This is a genomic window from Bordetella tumulicola (assembly GCF_965138755.1).
In the GTDB taxonomy this organism is placed as follows: Bacteria; Pseudomonadota; Gammaproteobacteria; order Burkholderiales; family Burkholderiaceae_B; genus Bordetella_A; species Bordetella_A tumulicola.
In genome coordinates, this window is record NZ_CBCSFP010000015.1 from 61744 (window position 1) to 79666 (window position 17923).

At 59.2% G+C, this 17923-nt stretch carries 18 protein-coding genes and 1 pseudogene; 11 read left to right on the plus strand and 8 right to left on the minus strand.

The features are described from left to right. Positions 1 to 26: 26 nt before the first annotated feature. Positions 27 to 966 (plus strand): annotated as a pseudogene (locus ACNAZS_RS24690) (FAD:protein FMN transferase); the annotation flags it as partial. Between the two features lie 19 nt (positions 967 to 985). Then, positions 986 to 2371, plus strand: coding sequence for a sulfite reductase subunit alpha (locus ACNAZS_RS24695; protein WP_415793192.1), 1386 nt, complete (start codon positions 986 to 988; stop codon positions 2369 to 2371). A 60-nt stretch (positions 2372 to 2431) separates the two neighbouring features. Here the strand turns inward: ACNAZS_RS24695 and ACNAZS_RS24700 are convergent, their stop codons facing one another. Then, a complete protein-coding gene (locus ACNAZS_RS24700) occupies positions 2432 to 3445 on the minus strand; it encodes a zinc-dependent alcohol dehydrogenase family protein (RefSeq protein ID WP_415793193.1) in 1014 nt (337 codons plus the stop codon). A gap of 93 nt (positions 3446 to 3538) precedes the next feature. Between ACNAZS_RS24700 and ACNAZS_RS24705 the strand changes: the two genes are divergently transcribed. Next, on the plus strand, positions 3539 to 4396 hold the full coding sequence (locus ACNAZS_RS24705) for a LysR family transcriptional regulator (RefSeq protein ID WP_415793194.1): 858 nt from the start codon (positions 3539 to 3541) through the stop codon (positions 4394 to 4396). A gap of 192 nt (positions 4397 to 4588) precedes the next feature. Here ACNAZS_RS24705 and clpB read toward each other — a convergent pair whose 3' ends face one another. Then, positions 4589 to 7186, minus strand: coding sequence for an ATP-dependent chaperone ClpB (gene clpB / locus ACNAZS_RS24710; RefSeq protein ID WP_415793195.1), 2598 nt, complete (start codon positions 7184 to 7186; stop codon positions 4589 to 4591). Positions 7187 to 7448: 262 nt separating this feature from the next. On the opposite strand from clpB, the gene ACNAZS_RS24715 reads away from it, so the two are divergent. Continuing rightward, on the plus strand, positions 7449 to 8177 hold the full coding sequence (locus ACNAZS_RS24715; RefSeq protein WP_415793196.1) for a helix-turn-helix domain-containing protein: 729 nt from the start codon (positions 7449 to 7451) through the stop codon (positions 8175 to 8177). Then, a complete protein-coding gene (locus ACNAZS_RS24720; protein ID WP_415793263.1) occupies positions 8174 to 9352 on the plus strand; it encodes a hypothetical protein in 1179 nt (392 codons plus the stop codon). The genes ACNAZS_RS24715 and ACNAZS_RS24720 overlap by 4 nt, the downstream gene beginning before the upstream one ends. On the opposite strand, the gene ACNAZS_RS24725 is transcribed toward ACNAZS_RS24720, so the two are convergent. From ACNAZS_RS24725 to ACNAZS_RS24745, 5 genes are all read right to left on the minus strand, one after another. Beyond that, positions 9336 to 9590, minus strand: coding sequence for a DUF3820 family protein (locus ACNAZS_RS24725; protein WP_415793264.1), 255 nt, complete (start codon positions 9588 to 9590; stop codon positions 9336 to 9338). The two genes, ACNAZS_RS24720 and ACNAZS_RS24725, sit on opposite strands and share 17 nt — an antisense overlap. Continuing rightward, positions 9571 to 10170 (minus strand): NUDIX domain-containing protein, encoded by a 600-nt coding sequence (locus ACNAZS_RS24730; RefSeq protein ID WP_415793197.1) that lies wholly within the window; start codon positions 10168 to 10170, stop codon positions 9571 to 9573. The genes ACNAZS_RS24725 and ACNAZS_RS24730 overlap by 20 nt, the downstream gene beginning before the upstream one ends. A 66-nt stretch (positions 10171 to 10236) precedes the next feature. After that, positions 10237 to 10563 (minus strand): hypothetical protein, encoded by a 327-nt coding sequence (locus ACNAZS_RS24735; protein ID WP_415793265.1) that lies wholly within the window; start codon positions 10561 to 10563, stop codon positions 10237 to 10239. Positions 10564 to 10631: 68 nt separating this feature from the next. After that, positions 10632 to 10823 carry an oxidoreductase-like domain-containing protein gene (locus ACNAZS_RS24740; protein WP_415793198.1) on the minus strand — a complete coding sequence of 64 codons (192 nt, stop codon included), beginning with the start codon at positions 10821 to 10823 and terminating at the stop codon, positions 10632 to 10634. A gap of 3 nt (positions 10824 to 10826) precedes the next feature. Then, positions 10827 to 11249 carry an organic hydroperoxide resistance protein gene (locus ACNAZS_RS24745; protein ID WP_415793199.1) on the minus strand — a complete coding sequence of 141 codons (423 nt, stop codon included), beginning with the start codon at positions 11247 to 11249 and terminating at the stop codon, positions 10827 to 10829. A gap of 209 nt (positions 11250 to 11458) precedes the next feature. Between ACNAZS_RS24745 and ACNAZS_RS24750 the strand changes: the two genes are divergently transcribed. From ACNAZS_RS24750 to ACNAZS_RS24770, 5 genes are all read left to right on the plus strand, one after another. Further along, positions 11459 to 11713, plus strand: a complete 255-nt coding sequence (locus tag ACNAZS_RS24750; RefSeq protein ID WP_415793200.1) for a hypothetical protein — start codon at positions 11459 to 11461, stop codon at positions 11711 to 11713. Positions 11714 to 11725: 12 nt separating this feature from the next. Beyond that, the gene (locus ACNAZS_RS24755) at positions 11726 to 12142 is read left to right on the plus strand and encodes a DUF2946 family protein (protein WP_415793201.1); all 417 of its coding nucleotides are present in this window, start codon (positions 11726 to 11728) and stop codon (positions 12140 to 12142) included. 56 nt (positions 12143 to 12198) lie between these two features. Next, positions 12199 to 13602, plus strand: a complete 1404-nt coding sequence (locus tag ACNAZS_RS24760; protein ID WP_415793203.1) for a PepSY-associated TM helix domain-containing protein — start codon at positions 12199 to 12201, stop codon at positions 13600 to 13602. 149 nt (positions 13603 to 13751) lie between these two features. After that, positions 13752 to 14864 (plus strand): porin, encoded by a 1113-nt coding sequence (locus ACNAZS_RS24765; RefSeq protein WP_415793205.1) that lies wholly within the window; start codon positions 13752 to 13754, stop codon positions 14862 to 14864. A gap of 111 nt (positions 14865 to 14975) precedes the next feature. Then, on the plus strand, positions 14976 to 15854 hold the full coding sequence (locus tag ACNAZS_RS24770) for a spermidine synthase (RefSeq protein WP_415793206.1): 879 nt from the start codon (positions 14976 to 14978) through the stop codon (positions 15852 to 15854). 105 nt (positions 15855 to 15959) lie between these two features. Here ACNAZS_RS24770 and ACNAZS_RS24775 read toward each other — a convergent pair whose 3' ends face one another. Further along, a complete protein-coding gene (locus tag ACNAZS_RS24775) occupies positions 15960 to 16856 on the minus strand; it encodes a DMT family transporter (protein WP_415793207.1) in 897 nt (298 codons plus the stop codon). 71 nt (positions 16857 to 16927) lie between these two features. Between ACNAZS_RS24775 and ACNAZS_RS24780 the strand changes: the two genes are divergently transcribed. Further along, positions 16928 to 17866: an MBL fold metallo-hydrolase gene (locus tag ACNAZS_RS24780; RefSeq protein ID WP_415793208.1), complete on the plus strand. Its 939-nt coding sequence runs from the start codon at positions 16928 to 16930 to the stop codon at positions 17864 to 17866. Positions 17867 to 17923: the final 57 nt, after the last annotated feature.

A 17923-nucleotide genomic window follows, 5' to 3' on the forward strand; every position in this document is an offset into this window, starting at 1 on the left:
GCGGCNGCCTGCCTCACGACCCCCGNGGCGCTGGCGGGCGCCACGATGGGGACCACGTGGTCGGTGCGGTTGGCGCTGCCCGCTCAGATGACAGCGGACGCTGCCCGCGACGCCATCCAGCAGGCCCTGGACAAAGTCGTCGCGCAAATGAGTACCTGGGACGAAACATCTGACCTGTCGCGCTACAACCGATCGACATCATCGGGTTGGGTCTCGTTACCTGAGGAGTGTCTCTATGTTCTGCGGCACGCCTTGCAACTGGCCGCCGACACGCGGGGCGCCTATGACCCGACCATCGGCCCACTCGTCAACGCCTGGGGATTCGGACCACCGCCCTACGCCAGCGAGCCTCCCTCCGAGGACACCATCCGGACGTTGCAGCAACGCTGCGGCTGGGAGCGTATCCGGCTGGACAACGCAACCGGACGCGCCTGGCAACCTGGCGGCGCCTATCTGGATTTGTCCGCCATCGCCAAGGGCTACGGGGTGGATCTGGCCGCCCAGGCCCTGAACGCGCTAGGTATCGAGGACTACCTCATGGAAGTCGGGGGAGAACTTCGTGCCCGTGGCCAACGCCCGGACGGACATCCCTGGCGCGTCGCGATCGAGGTCCCCGACGGCACCGACGATCACGCCCTGTCATTGATCCTGTCGGATCGCAGTATCGCCACATCGGGAGACTATCGACGCTATCGCGACAGTGACACACGCCGATACGCGCACACACTGGATCCGCGCACGGGACGCCCCATCATCAATGGCGTGGCGTCGGTAACCGTCATTCACGCACACTGCATGCAAGCCGACGCGCTGGCAACGGCCCTGACGGTATTGGGCGAACGCGATGGCCTGGACTATGCGCGCCGCCACGGCTTGGCGGTGCTGTTCATCTTGCGCGATGGGCAGCACCTGCGCCTGGCCGCCAGCGAAGCCTTTGCCGCGTTTGCGGCATCGGCCAACCAATAGCGCAGCGGTCCCTATCGTCATGTCCCTTTCCCCCACCCATCGCCTGCTGTGTGCCTGCTGCCTCATTGCCGCCTGGCTACTGCTGTGCCTATGGGCATGGCGCCAGACCCGCCAACGTCACGCGCAACAAAATCAGGCGGTCCGCGATCTGGCAGCGCCGATCACAAACCGAACCATCCTGGTCGCCCACGCCAGCCAAACCGGACAGGCCGAGGCACTGGCCCATCAGACCGCCGAGGCCCTGCGCCAGGGCGGCCTGCCAACACGCATCGCTGCCCTGGGACAGTTGAACTTGCCCCTGTTACGCACCTATCCCAGCCTGCTGATCGTTGCCAGCACCTACGGCGAGGGAGACCCACCTGACAGCGCGGCCGCTTTCGTGGACACGCTCATGACAACCCGTGGGGCAGACGCGCTTGAAGGCCTGAATTACGCGGTACTCGCGCTGGGCGACAGCGAATACCCGCATTTCTGCGGTTTTGGCCGCGAACTCGACACTTGGCTGCGCGATTGTGGCGCCACGCCGCTCTTTGACCGGGTCGAGGCCGACAACGCCGACTCGGCGGCCCTGCGGCACTGGCAACACCATCTCGGTCTGCTCACTGGCCGCAGTAACCTGCCCGACTGGGAAACGCCCAGCTATCGCCCGTGGCGGCTCACGCAGCGCACCTTGCTCAACCCAGGTAGTCAGGGCGACCCGTGCTTTCACCTGATCCTGACCCCGCCCGACGGCACCGATGCGCTGTGGCAGGCCGGCGATATTGCCGAGATCGGCCCACGGGACGCACGCGGCGGCACGCTGCTGCCTCACCGCGAATACTCCATCTCTTCTGTACCCACCGATGGCGCCGTTCATCTGCTGGTGCGGCAAATGCACCATGACGATGGCCGCCTGGGCCTGGGCAGCGGCTGGCTCACATACCTCGCGCAACCGGGCGATGTCATCGATCTGCGACTGCGTACCAATAGCAATTTTCATCTGCCCGCCGATGACCGTCCCTTGCTGCTGATCGGCAATGGCACTGGCCTGGCCGGGTTGCGCGCCCTGCTCAAGGCTCGCATCGCCGCCGGCCATCATCGCAATTGGCTGATCTTTGGAGAACGGAACGCGGCGCATGACTGGTTTCACCGCGAGGAAATCGAAGGCTGGTCGAACGCCGGCAAACTCCAACACCTGGACGCGATCTTTTCACGCGATACCCCGTCCCGAAAGTACGTACAGCACCACTTGCTCGAGGCAAGCGGTGCTGTACGGGATTGGGTTCAAGCCGGCGCCAGCATCTACGTGTGCGGCAGCCTGCAAGGCATGGCCCAGGGCGTCGATGAAGCGTTGACCGATATCATCGGTGTACAAGGATTAGCCACGTTACGTCACGACAACCGATACCGACGCGACGTGTACTAAGACCACTGACAGGCACCGCCGCGATGCTACGAGCACTTATCGATGTCACACGTAGTTGACTTAGTTGTGAATCAAACCGATTTTCCCAAAATGAGCCCCGGCTTCTAAATAACGAATTGCTCCTGCAACATCAGTCCAAGGGAAAGTACGATCGATCACCGGATGTAGGTCATTTGCTTCAATCGCGCGATTCATCGCCTCAAATGATTCACGTGAACCAACCGGAATGCCTCTAACCACAATCTGCCTTGTAAAAATGTCAAGTGGATTGATGCTTCCTTCTTTCCCGCCAAGATAACCAATAACGTTGATTTGACCACGTCTTGCACATGCCTTCAGTGATTGCTGAAAGCTGCGTGGCCCGCCGACTTCAATTACGTGGTCAACACCACGACCTTCAGTCACCTCAAGAACGGCCTCGCTCCACTCAGGGCTTTTCCGGTAATTTATTCCCACAAAGGCGCCAAGTGCTGCAGCACGCGTCAATTTTTCATCACTGCTAGATGTGACAATGACCCGAGCACCGCTCGCATGAGCAAACTGCAGCGCAAAGAGCGAAACTCCCCCCGTTCCTTGCACTAAGACCGTATCACCCGCCTTGATCGCCCCTTCCGTCACGAGAGCATGCCACGCAGTAACGGCTGCACAAGGCAAAGTCGCGGCCTCCACGTCCGTAAGATTCTTAGGTGTAAAAACCGCTGCCTGCTCATCAAGCACTGCATATTCGGCAAGTAACCCATCGACCGGACCGCCACGCTGGTAAGACGCCTCCGCCATGCGGAAAGAGCCACCCACCCAACGTTGCCAGAACGTACTGCAGACCCGATCTCCAACCTTAAAGCGCGTGACATCGTCGCCAACCGCTACCACCTCACCGACACCATCCGACAGAGGGACAAGCGGCAAGTTAAATGCAGTGTGATAGGTTCCGTTGGCAATCTCGACATCACGATAGTTCAGCGCTGTAGCGCCAACGCGAACAAGGATTTCCTGTCGACGCGGGGTGGGTATCGGCCGCTCCACGAGCGTGAGATTGTTAAGACCAGGGCTATTCTGAAGCACGATCGCTTTCATCAAGACCTCTCAGTGAGTTCGATACCCAAAGTATCGCCTTGCCCTAAAAAATATCCTAATGCATAATTAAATACATAATTATGCGAGTTATGCATGTTTGACGAATTACGGACATTCATCCTATTTGCTGAAGAAGGCTCCATCCAGAGGGTGGCACAAAGGATCCCACTGACGCAGCCCGCAGTCAGTCGTCAGATCCAGAGGCTGGAGCAAACGCTTGGAATTCAGCTATTAGATAGACGGCAGAAGCCATCGACACTCACGCCGATGGGGAAGGAGGTTCTGAGCCGAGGCAAGGAGGTACTGGAGTCTTTCGAAAAACTGAAGGCCATTGCTGCGCCCCCCGAACCTGAGGGTGTATTTCGGCTTGGCCTCGCCAATGGCCTCGCACATGAAGGATTGGCAGAAAGTTTCGCCGCGGTCATTTCGCAATTTCCTCGCGTCTCACTTCGTCTGAAATCCGGATGGAGTGATGAACTTGCCGAGCAACACAAACGGGGACGCCTTGATGCCGCCATTGTCCTATCCGATACGGCGTGCTTCCATGACGCTGAGCAGATAGGAGAAGAAGAATTGATTGTGGTGGGATCAAGCGATCTCGCTACCGGTGCAGAAGAAAATGCGCAACTCGGCTGGATATTAAGTCCAGAACCTTGTGATGCTCGGCGCTGCCTCACTGGTAAATTAGCTCAAAATAAACAATCACTGATCATTGCAGCCGAAATCGAGCATGCAGGACTACAAATGGGACTTATACGCCAAGGGCTCGGACTCGGGCTGATGCCAAAGCGTTTTCTCGATCAAATAAAATTATATGGACTCAAAGAAATCGATGTAGGTATTGGCAATCTTCATCTCGGCATATTGATACTGCGTTCGCCACATCCCAGCGCAATGTCAAAAGTGGAAAATGCGATTGCAGACAGAACTCGAGGTTTCATAACAAAATAACTAACCGATAAATACCAACTACGAGGGGCACCTGGGAATGTGCCGCATTTCTACCTGCGGACTTGGTCAGTTTGATTTTGGTTGTGACGGACTTCAGCATAGACCAGCCGAACTCAGTGGCGGAGTCGGCAAGAAATAAAAAAGGGCAACGCGAAACCACGTTGCCCTTTTTCACTACAACGATTTAAACAATCATTGCAGCGTCCGTGTAAACACGAACTTGCCGTCTTGCCAATCCACTGGCACCACATCGCGTGGCCCGAACTCACCTTCGAGAATCAGCTTGGCGACCGGGTTTTCGATCTGTTGCTGGATCGCGCGCTTCAAGGGTCTAGCACCGAACACGGGATCAAACCCGGCACGAGCCAACTCGGTCAACGCGGCGTCGGTGACTTCCAGGCGCATTTCCTGACGCTCCAGGCGATCCGCCAAGCGTTTGAGCTGAATCCGTGCGATCGACTCAATATGCTGAGCCTCCAGCCCGTGGAACACCACGACCTCGTCGATACGGTTCAGAAACTCGGGGCGGAACGACTGCTTCAACTCGTCCCAGACCACTTCCTTGATCACCTCGTAAGGCTGACCAGCCATGCTCTGAATGTGTTGCGAACCCAGGTTGGACGTCATCACGATCACCGTGTTGCGAAAGTCCACGGTACGCCCCTGGCCATCGGTCAAACGGCCATCGTCCAACACTTGCAACAACACGTTGAACACATCAGGATGCGCCTTTTCGACCTCGTCCAGCAAGATGACGCTATACGGTTTGCGACGGACAGCTTCCGTCAAATATCCACCTTCTTCGTAGCCCACATATCCGGGGGGGGCACCAATCAAGCGAGCGACCGAGTGCTTTTCCATGAACTCACTCATGTCGATACGAATCAGGTGCTCTTCGGAGTCGAACAGGAAATCCGCCAACGCACGCGTGAGCTCGGTCTTGCCCACGCCCGTGGGGCCCAGGAACAAGAATGAACCATAGGGACGTGAGGGATCAGCCAGACCGGCGCGTGAACGGCGGATCGCATCGGACACCAACCGTACCGCCTCGTCCTGGCCCACCACGCGCTTGTGCAAATAGTCTTCCATTTGCAGCAGCTTTTCACGTTCGCCCTGCATCATCTTGGCGACAGGAATACCCGTTGCACGTGACACCACCTCGGCGATTTCCTCGGCGCCCACTTGCGTGCGTAACAAACGCGGTTTACTGGCATCCGATGGCTCGCCTTGTTGCTCGGCCGTGTTCGCTGCGCTCAAACGCGCCTCAAGCTCAGGTAGTTTGCCGTACTGCAGCTCAGCCAACTTGTCGAACTGCCCCTTACGTTGCAGCTCTGCCATCTCGGCGCGCACATGATCGATTTCTTCCTTGATTGCCTGCGTGCCTTGTACGGCTGCCTTTTCCGCTTTCCAGATTTCCTCGTAGTCGTTGTACTCGCGTTGCAATTTTTCCAGCTCTTCTTCGATGGCGGCCAGACGGCGCTTGGAACCATCATCGGTTTCCTTGCGCACAGCTTCGCGTTCGATTTTCAGCTGAATAATGCGGCGATCCAGGCGATCCATCACCTCGGGCTTGGAGTCGATCTCCATGCGGATGCGCGCACCGGCCTCATCGATCAAGTCGATGGCCTTGTCGGGCAAAAAGCGGTCCGTGATGTAGCGATGCGACAACTCGGCCGCCGCGACGATGGCCGGGTCGGTAATCTCGACGCCATGGTGAATCTCGTAGCGCTCTTGCAGACCGCGCAAAATAGCGATGGTCGACTCGACATCCGGTTCGTTGACCAGCACCTTTTGAAAACGACGCTCCAGCGCGGCATCTTTCTCGATGTATTTGCGGTATTCGTCCAGTGTCGTCGCGCCAATGCAATGCAGCTCGCCACGCGCCAAGGCCGGCTTGAGCATATTGCCGGCATCCATGGCGCCTTCGGCCTTGCCCGCGCCCACCATGGTGTGTAGCTCATCGATAAAGACGATGTTTTGACCATCGTCGAGCGAAAGCTCTTTCAGTACGGCTTTCAGACGCTCTTCGAACTCGCCACGGAACTTGGCCCCGGCCAACAGCGCCGCCAAATCCAGCGACAGCACCCGCTTGCCCCGCAGGGTCTCGGGAACCTCGTCATTCACAATACGTTGGGCCAACCCCTCGACGATGGCGGTCTTGCCCACACCGGGCTCGCCAATCAAGACGGGGTTATTTTTGGTGCGGCGCTGCAGGATCTGAATAGTACGGCGGATTTCATCGTCGCGGCCGATTACGGGATCCAGCTTGCCCTCTCGGGCACGCTCGGTCAGATCCATCGTGTACTTGGCCAGGGCCTCACGGTTGGACTCGCCTTCGGCGCCAGACACGTTCTCGCCGCCGCGCACGGCGTCGACGGCGGCCTCAAGGGCCTTTTTCTGCAGGCCCGCATCGCGCAGAATCGTGCCCGTCTGACCTTTGTCGTCGGCCAGCGCCAACAAAAACAGCTCGCTGGCAATATACGTATCACCACGGCGAGCGGCTTCCTTGTCCGTACGCGTAAGCACGGCTTGGAGATCGCGGCTGATTTGCACGTTGTCATTGCCCTGCACCTGCGGCAACGACTTCAGCGCGCCCTCCAGGGCGGCCGTCACACGGTTGACCGCCACGCCGGCGCGCGCCAGCAGGCTACCCGCACCGCTGTCCGTATCGGATAACAGCGCCGAGAGCACGTGTACCGGCTCGATATAGGGATGATCATTGCGGGCGGCCAGGCTTTGCGCGTCGGCCAATGCCTGCTGGAATTTCGTAGTAAGTTTGTCGAATCGCATAACAGTCGTCATTTAGGCTTAGAGGGGAGCCTGACCGAAACAGATGCGCGGCGGGCTCGATGACCTACATATGCTGACGCCAGGAGGTTTTTTCAAGATGAGACAGTACAGTATGTAACAATCATCGTGAATAATCCCGTACAGACCATTGCAGCCGGCCGGAAATCAGCGCTTCGTTCGCGAAGCCTACAATACCAAGTCCAGCAGTCGTTGTGCACCGTCATCGTTTCACCGTATCTGGCCGCTGGCCAGCCTGACCCTTATGCAAAAACGTGTCCTTGTGTCGCCAGAATCACCCAACTGCTCGACATGCGTGCTCGGTCATGTTTGCGTTCCCATCGGAATGGCGGCCGCCGATGTCAAACAACTGGATGACCTCGTCGAGGAGCGCCTGCGCCTGCCCAAAGGCGCGTCGCTGTATTCCCCGACAGAGCCGCTTGATGCCATCTACAGCGTGCGCTACGGCAGCGTCAAAACCCAAACCGAAGACGCCGCCGGTCGTATACAGATTACCGGCTTTAACCTGCCGGGGGAAATGATCGGCCTGGACGGCATGATGGAAGGCCAACATGTCTCGAGCGCCCTGGCTATGGAAGACTCCGAAGTCTGCGTCATCCGCCTCGCGCAAATCGACCACATCGCCAGCCACTTGCCCTCATTACAGCATCAGATGCGCCGCTTGATGAGCCGTGAACTCGGCCGGTCATACCAGGTACTGGCCTCACTGGGCAGCATGCGTTCCGAGCAACGGCTCGCGGCCTTTTTGCTCAACCTATCCGAGCGCTATGCCACACTGGGCTATTCGTCGACGGAATTCGTGCTGCGCATGAGCCGCGAAGAAATCGGCAACTATCTGGGCCTGACCCTCGAAACCACCAGTCGCGTATTTTCGAGGCTTTCGCGTGAAAACCTGATCAGTACCCACCAGCGGGAAGTCCGCCTGTTGGATATCCCCGCCCTGAATCAGATAGCGGGGCAAAAAAGTTGCTGAGCCTGGCGCGCCCTTCACGCCGCCTTGTCGGTGGCTCTCGCCTGCCGAAGGTTGCCGCGGGCAGCCTGGCGCTGGCCCTGTCCTTGCCCACCGCTAACGTCGTTGCCCAGACACCGCTGCCGCCGCCGTATAACTACGACGAGCCGCTGCCCAAACCCCCCAGCCCCCTGCCCGACTGGCAAGCGCTGATATTGGGCTCGACCCGGCAAAGCTACCGAATGCCGGTCTACGCCAACCGCAACCTGGCCGACGGCCTGAAAGACATCCGGCGCGTCATCGTGGTGTTGCCCAGCGCCCGGCGCAAGGCCGGACAACACTACCAAGATATCGCCCCCCTGGTCACCCGCGACCCGGATCGCAAGGCCGACACGCTGATCCTGGCGCTGGAATTCCCGACGTCGATCGATGCTTCCTTTACGGGGTTTCCGGCCTGGCGCAAAGCCAGTTGGGAAACAGGCGGGGAAAGTGTGCAGTCCGCGGACCGGCCCGCACCGATGAGCGCCTTTCAAGTGCTGGACGATATCGTTCTGCGACTCACCGACCGCCAAGAACTGCCCGCGCTAACCGACATCGTACTGGCGGCGCACGGCAGCGGCGCGCAATTGCTGCAACGCTATGCCGTGTTAAATGACCTGGACGGCATGGTGCGCCGCCACGGATCCGGGCTGCGTTACGTCGTGGCCAACGCGCCTTCCTATCTGTATCTCACCGACGAACGGCCGCGCCGTAATCGCGCGGGCTACGCGCCCTATGAGCGCGGCATCTGCCCCACCTATAACCAGTATCCGTACGGGCCTCAGCAGCTCCCGCCCTACGCACAGGATCCCGCTTCGGCCAGCCTCTACGTACGCTACGCCGCCCGCGACGTGGTCTACTTGCTGGGCAGCGCTGATAACAATCCCGAAGGGCGCGGGCTGGACAAGCATTGCGGCGCCATGGCCCAGGGGGCAACCCGGTTGTCGCGCGGGCAGGACTATCTGCGCTACGACCACCTGCTAGCCAACCGCGGCAATCAGCCCATCAAACTGATGCATGTTCAACAACACGTCATGAAAGTAGGGCACGACGCGGCGGGTATGTTCCGTTCAGAGTGCGGCACGCGCGCTTTATTGGGTGATGATGCCCAAGCGGCGGATCGCGCCGCCACCTGCGAAACCATCACGCCGTTGCCTTGAGCGGCACACGGGGTTTGCCGCCCGCGGCCTGTTGCCGCAAAGGCTGCAGCAACCCTGTCAGGCCGTTGTGATCCAACTCGTGCATCAAGGCCAGTAAACGGCCCATCTGACCTGGCGGAAACCCCTTGCGGGCAAACCACGCCAAATACGGCCCCGGCAGATCGGCAATCAGCCGACCCTTGTATTTGCCGAATGGCATCTCCAGCGTGACCAGACGCTCAAGGTCTTGCGCGTTCAACATTATGCTGCCAATCCAGCGGCCATTGTCCGGCCAGCACATTTTGCAACCACAGCGTACATGTCAGCGTCTTGGCGTCCGTGACGCCGCCCGCTCGGCAAGCCTCGAGCAGCTCGTCAGGCGTTGCGGTGCACACCTCCAAGAACTCGTCCTGGTCCAGTTGAGCAGGCCCTGCCACCAAGTCTCGCGCAAAATAGATATGGAGAATCTCGGTGGAATAAGCGATCGCCAAATGAATGACGCCAGCACGAGCCCACTGTCTGGCCGTATAGCCGGTTTCTTCGAGCAACTCGCGTTGCGCGCAAGCTAGCGGGTCTTCACCTGGATCGAGCTTACCCGCCGGGAACTCGGTCATGACCTGCCCCACCGGATAACGAAACTGCCGCTCCATCAAGACACGGCCATCATCGAGCAGCGGAATAATCACGACGGCGCCCGGGTGCACGATGTACTCGCGTGTCGACGTACCACCGTCAGGCAGGCGTACCGTATCCCGACGCGCCTTGAGAAAACTCCCCTCACACAGAGACTGACTATCGACCAGCGTTTCGGTCAGGTGCACATCATCAGAAGCATTCATGGGCGGCAAAAAGTAAACAAAGGGAAAACGGATCGCGTCGCGTCCCGGAGCTTAGCATTCGAAGGGTTACTGTTGACGACGCGTCTCAAGCTCGCGCAAGCAGGCTGCAACCTCGGTCTGCAGTTGCACATTGCTGATCGCCTCGCGGTCAGCCTTGCTGCGGCATCGCTTGTACTGATCCAGGCTTTCGGGCGTATCACGGACCGCCCCCGACGACGCGGCGCCGGCAGCGGGCTGCTCGGTAATGCGCAGAGTGGAAGGCGGCGAAGAACTGCTTTCGTGCGAGGGGAAACTGTATTCCTGAGTCTGAGCCTGAGTCTGCGCTTGCGCCATCCCCATTGCCCCCATCAGGCATGCCAAAGCCGTCAAACCAGACGCCGCCATCGTTTTCATCATGATGTCATCCTTATCGGTTTTCCTGCGGGTGCCCGCATAAGCCTCCGCAAACGTCTATCGTACCGTCAAGCCGCCGAGTGCCGCGCGCGCCAGGCGCGCAGTTGTTCGCGGTACTTGTCCATTTCGTCGTTGTACAAATCGTAAATGCACGGATCACAACCGCTTTGACAACACTCGTAGGGTTCCGGAGCGATGGGAGGGATCGGCTCCGGGTCGTCAACGGGCGCCGTCGGCAATACGGGATCATCGACGGCCACTATTTACACCACCGTCAGCGTGACATCAATGTTGTTGCGGGTGGCATTGGAGTACGGGCACACGATATGGGCCCGTTGCACCAGGTCTTCGGCCTGCTCGCGGGCCATGCCGGGCAAGGAAATCTTGAGTTCCACCTCGATGCCGAACCCGTCTGGGATCTGGCCGATGCCGACTGTACCGTCAATCGACACGTCCGACGGGATCTCGATCTTGTCGCGGTTAGCCACGAACTTCATGGCCCCCAGAAAGCAAGCGGAATAGCCTGCGGCAAAGAGCTGCTCGGGATTCGTGCCCCCGCCCGCGCCACCCATTTCACGCGGCACGGCCAGTTTGACATCCAGAATATTGTCCGACGACACGGCGCGGCCATCGCGGCCACCCGTTGCTTTGGCATGAGCACGGTAAACGATTTTTTCAATAGACATGACAGGTCTCCTTTCAGGAATCAAAGATAAGAAAAACACGGATTTCATCAACCCACTGCGCATCGGGCATCGCCGACCGTGCACACCGTCTGCACCGCGATCGCCCACTACGCTCACAACCGTTCTACCCTACTACAAGAACATTGCACATCCGTAAAATAGACGGATCCTTCACCTTACCCCTTTTTTTACTTTCCGAAAGGCATCCCATGGAAACTGAACTCGACGGCCGCTTGCTTGCTCTGCGCCAGACGGTTGCACTGGCCCTGGCACTCTCGACGCGCAGCAATCCGCAGGCGACGGAACTGGCCCTGGAAATCCTGGCCGACTTCAGGGCCGCCACCGACAATGCCCCGACCGACAGCCCATTCGATCAGCCGCCCTGGACAGCGGGCGCGCAAGACGAACTGGACCAGATCGCGCACCTGGTGCGCGCATTCACGCAACAGACGGGTAACGAGTAACATTACAACATTATGCGTCCCGCCAACCGTGCCCTCACATCGATACGCTACCGCGCCGCCATCTGGTTGGCGTTGTGCGTATTCGCGTTAAAGGCACTGGTTCCGCAAGGATTCATGCCGGGATCCGATCCCAGTACGACGCTCATCCAACTCTGTTCGGCAGCCGGCCCGATCTGGATAGCAGATCCGTCCGTCTCCGGCCACGATCATCACCCGCCGCACCAAGACGCTCAGCACGCGGAGCAATCCGCCGTCTGCGCGGTGGGCGCCGCTCTGGCTGCGCTGCCTCTGCTATCCTCCCCGCAGGGCTTGATTCCCACGAGCACCGTCACGCGACGTGCCGTCGCGCGTGCCCCGCCCCCATTTGCCACCGCTTCTGCCCTTAGTGCACCGCTCGGTGCACGCGCCCCGCCGCTCTACCTCAGTTAGTGCTTGACACCCCATCGCTCCTGGCGATGGCCCAGCCCTTTCTGCCGAGAGTTCCCATGCCCTCCCTTCCCGACACGATCCGTCATGTCGACGCCTATCGCGCCGTCTGGCGTTGGCATTTCTATGCCGGCCTCCTGGTACTGCCCTTTCTGATTTTGCTAGCTATCACCGGGGGGCTATACCTTTTTCACCAAGAAATCGAAAACGCCTGGTATCGCGACCTGAAACAAGTGCAGGTCGCCACCACGCCGACGTTAGCGCCTTCAGCCCTGACGCAGTCGGCCCAGCGAGCCTACCCCGGCACGCTGGCCAAATACCTGCCACCCGCCGCCCCCGATAAAGCCGCACAGGTGGTCATCAAGCCCGACACGGGCGACAGCCTGAGCGTCTATGTCAACCCCTACGATGGCCATGTCCTGGGCGCGCTCCCCGAGCGCGGTACCCTCATGTGGACCATACGCCGGCTGCACAGCCTGGATTACTTTGGCCCCATCGCCAATGGAGCCATCGAGATCGCCGCCGGCTGGAGTGTTCTACTGGTCCTGACCGGCCTGTACCTCTGGTGGCCACGCGGACGCAAACAGGGCGTGATCAGCATACGCGGCACACCGGCCAAACGCGTGTTCTGGCGCGATACGCACGCCGTCACCGGCGCGGTCGCGGGCTTCTTTATTCTATTTCTGGCGGTCACCGGCATGCCCTGGTCACTGGTCTGGGGCGCCAAGGTCAACCAATGGGCCAACGGTAACAACTTCGGTTATCCCGCAGGCGTGCGCGTGGCCCTTCCCATGTCCGACGAGCACCTCGCGCACATGGGCCAGACCTCCTGGTCGCTAGAACAAGCTCGCATGCCCGAATCTGCCCCCTCACACGCCATGGGCGAGCCTATCGGGCTAGATGCCGCGGTCCGTGCGTTTAACCGGTTGGACTTGGCGCCCGGCTACGCCATCAACGTACCGCAGAGCCCCACAGGCGTTTACACCGCGTCGGTCTATCCCAACGACCTCGTCCGTCAACGTGTCGTGCATCTGGATCAATACAGCGGCCAACCCCTGCTGGACATGAGCTATGCCGACTATGGCCCTTTGGGCAAGGCGCTGGAATGGGGCATCAACGTACACATGGGGCAAGAGTTTGGCCTGGCCAACCAACTGATCCTGGTTGCCGCTTGCCTCGCCATGGTGTTGATGAGCATCGCGGCGGCGGCGATGTGGTGGAAACGGCGACCGACGGGCAGTCTTGGCATTCCGCCCATGCCGGCCGCGCGCGGCGCACTGCGCGGTGTGATGGTCTTGATGATTATTGGCGGGGTTATTTTTCCGCTGGTAGGCGCCTCGCTGCTGGTGATGTTGGTGCTCGATCTCATCGTGCAGCGCCTGACGCGCCGCGATACCCGACGTGTCCCCAGCGCACCCGTCGAGTCTGCCCTTGAACATCGGCCGTCACGTTCCAATTCGTGAGGGATGACTACTTTTAGCTGCAAAATCCGCTGTTTAAAGAATCGGTAAGTCCCCTTGCTTTACCATGGGCGCACCAGAGATCACTCGCAAAGCAGCCCGACCGCTCTGCGTCGTCATCTCTGTTTTCTAATTCAACGGAGAATCCCCTTATGAAGAAAAAGACGCTACTCGCCACGGCCCTGCTGGCAGCTTTCGCAGGCGCCGCCCAGGCAGAGACGTCGGTCACTCTCTATGGTGTCATCGACACCGGTATCGGCTACAACAAGATCAAGGGACCGGGTTATAGCGGCAGTCGCATCGGCATGATCAACGGCATCCAGGCTGGTTCGCGCTGGGGTTTGCGTGGCTCCGAAGACCTGGGTGATGGTCTGCGAGCCATCTTCCAAGTGGAAAGCGGCTTTGATTCAAGCGACGGCAACAGCGCACAAAATGGTCGACTGTTCGGCCGCCAGGCTACCATCGGCTTGGCCAACGACAGCTGGGGCAGCCTGGAATTCGGCCGTCAGACCAACATGTCCTCCAAGTACCTGGCTGACATCGATCCTTTCTATACCAGCTACACCCAATCCAACCTGGGCCTGGGCTTTAGTGCTGCCAACACCACACGTTGGGACAACATGGTGATGTACCGCACCCCATCGATGAGCGGGTTTGAACTGGGCGTGGGCTATTCGTTCAACGTTGACGACAACAACAGCGACCAGACCGGCTTTCGTACCGCCGACAATACCCGCGGCATCACCGCTGGCCTGCGCTATCTGAATGGTCCGCTGAACGTCACCCTGACTTACGATCAACTCAACGGCAGCAACAGCAGTTCTAGCATCGACAATGACGCGACACCTCGCCAGTATGCGGCCGGCATCACGTACGATTTCGAAGTCCTGAAACTGGCAGCCGCCTACGGCCGCACCACCGACGGCTGGTTCACCGGGCAGGACTTGGACTCCGGCACGCCGTTCAGCAATGAGTTGGGCTCGAACCGCTTCGTAGACGGCTTCAAAGCCAATTCGTACATGGTTGGCGCGACCGTGCCCATTGGCGGCGCCAGCAACGTGTTTGCTTCGTGGCAACGGGTGGACCCGTCCAATGATCGCCTGACCGGAGGTGACTCCACCATGAACGTATGGAGCGTGGGTTACACCTACGATCTGTCCAAGCGCACCAACCTGTATGCCTATGGTTCGTACGGTAAAGACTATGCCTTCATCGACGGTCTGAAGAGCACGGCCGCAGGTGTCGGCATTCGCCACCAGTTCTAAAGCGGCATAGGCATCACGAGGAGCCTATCTCGCCACGCGGCATGAGGAGATGGATCGCCAACCGCCCAAAGCGTCTTATGATGAGACGAATTCCCCTGGTCACACCCTATCATGCCAAGCGCTTGTCCCCTCCTCGTCTCACGCCTCATAACCGGGTTCGCTGCGCTGCTGCTCTCGCTAGCGGTGTACGCCGAACCCCGGTTATTGCATAGCGAGCCATCGCCTTTCGGCAAAATCCTGGTCTTCGAAGACAATGGCGAACGCTGCCTGAATTTCAATTCCGTCACCGACCTGGGCCGACAAACCTGCATGGATATACGGCACCCTGATGCCTTGGTATTTTCCTACACGCGCATGATGATCAGCGCGTTGTTCGTCCATCCCAGGCCCCAGCACATCCTCATCGTCGGTTTGGGTGGCGCCAGCCTGCAAAAAACATTAGCCAAGCTCCTGCCCGAAGCCACCATCGACACCGCGGAAATCGACCCTGGCGTCGCACGCGTGGCCAAGGAGTACTTTGACTATCGTCCCGGCCCCAAGCAACGGCTATTCCTGGAGGATGGGCGCCTTTTTATCGAAAACGCCCATCGGACAGGACAACAATACGACATGGTTCTGCTGGATGCCTTTGATGTCGACTACGTTCCACGGCACTTGATGACGGTCGAGTTTCTGGAGCATGTCAAGGCCATTCTAAAAATCGATGGCGTCGTCGTCGCGAACACGTTCACAAACAGCGACCTATACGAACAAGAGTCGGCAACCTACGCTCACGTATTCGGGCCGTTCTTCAACCTGCGGCAAGGCAATCGCGTTATCGTGGCTACCCGCGAAGCGTTACCCGATCCGGCCACGCTTAAAGATAATGCCCGCGCAGTGAAGGACAAGCTGGTTCCCTTTTCTGTCGACGTGGAACGAGAGCTCGACAGATATGCGCACATTCAAACCCAAGGCACGGCAAAAGTGATCAGAGACCCTGCGCGTGAGTAAACCATGCTGGCGGAAACTATGCGCTTACTGACCGACAGTACGACTGAACACCCATACTGCACCTTTTTTGAGAGCCGATGAACACGCAAAACAGCAGGAAGCAATTTAAGCGTTTCGCTTGTTGATTGGCCGGGTTTCACGCCACGCGATATACAACCCGCTGCCGACGATGAACGCCGCCCCGAGGCTGTCGTGGACATCGGGGGTATCTTGCCACACCATCCAACCCAGCAAAGATGCCCACAACAATCCGGTGTAATCAAATGGGGCGACCACCGATGCCGGCCCGATGCGAAAACCTTGCGTAATAAAGGTAAGGCCGAGCGTGCTAAATAGCGCGATTCCCGCAAAGTACGGCCAATCAGACCACTGCGGCGGCGTCCAGAACGCGGGCACCACAACCGCGCTGCAGACCAGTTGACCGACCACGATATACAACGTAGTCGTGAGCATGCTTTCGGCTGCCCCAATCGCTCGAGAGGTCAACATCATGACGGCATACAACGCCGCCGTCGCCAGTGGCAGCAGCGCCGCCACCTGAAAGCTGGCCGCACCGGGGCGAACAATCACCAACACCCCGGCAAAACCCGCCGCGACCGCCAACCAACGAGCTCCGTCCACACGCTCCTTTAATACCAGCACTGATAGTGCCGTGACAAATAATGGCGCGGAAAATGCGATCGCGATTGCCTCGGCCAAAGGCAGCGATTGCAAACTCAGATAGAAAAACGACGCCGAAATAATATTGATCGCGCCACGCACCAGATGCAGTCCCAGATGACGCGACCGCAGCGCACGTCGTCCGCCCAACGCCACGACCAGTACGAAAACCACCGGAAAAGCGATCGCCGCGCGTAGAAACAGGAGCTGTACCGGGCTGTAATACTGTCCGACCCACTTGGCCAGCGCATCACTGCAGGTCAAAAACAGAATACCCACGGACACGCAGGCGATACCGGCCAGTGGCGTTGCGTTAGTTGAGGCGCTGCGGGGGAACTGCATGAGGACATCTCGGTGTTAGGGTGGCAAAATCAGGCAATAATGGCTATCCGTCAACTCGCGGGGGCAGAAAAATGACGACCCGAATCCTGGATGACGCGCTGGATATCGCAACTGCGATCGTACAGCGTACGCTGCGTGGTGAGATACCGCGCCCGGAGATCCATTCTTTTTTTGATCCCGATACCTACACCGCCAGCCACATTGTGCGCGACCCAGGCGGCAATGCCTGCGCGATCATCGACAGTGTGCTCGACTTCGACTATGCCAGCGGTCGCACGACCGAGACGTCTGCCACGCGAATCGCCGACTATGTCACGGCGCACGCTCTGCAAACGCAGTGGGTGCTAGAGACGCATGCCCACGCGGACCATCTCTCCGCCGCACCCCTGCTTGTCGAACAGCTGGGAGGTCGACTGGCCATCGGGAAACACATCATCACGGTACAAAATGTGTTCGGCAAAATCTTCAACGCGGGGTCCGAGTTCGCTCGCGATGGCCGGCAGTTTGACCTGTTATTCGAGGACGGAGGCACGTTCGAAATTGGTGGCCTGCAAGGCATCGCTTTGCACGTCCCCGGCCATACACCCGCATGCATGGCCTATGTGATCGGCGATGCCGTCTTCACCGGCGACACCCTGTTCATGCCGGACTACGGGACTGCGCGTTGTGATTTCCCCGGCGGAGACGCCACGACGCTTTATCGATCGATCCAACGCCTTCTCGCGCTACCCGATGCCACCCGCGTCTTTGTCTGCCACGACTACAAAGCGCCGGGACGGGACGAGTACGTCTGGGAAACCACCATAGCGGCGCAGCGCGGCGCAAACATCCACGCCCATGAGGGCATCGACGAACAGACATTCGTAGCGATGCGTGAAAAACGCGACGCCACACTGTCTATGCCCAAACTACTGATTCCGTCCATTCAGGTCAACATGCAAGGCGGGCGATTACCCCCACCGGAAGACAATGGCGTTCGTTACCTGAAACTGCCGTTGAATATGTTGTGATCTGATCGCCCAGGCTGAGCTCAGTCTTTTTTCACTACAGCGCGAGCGCCTGGTCAC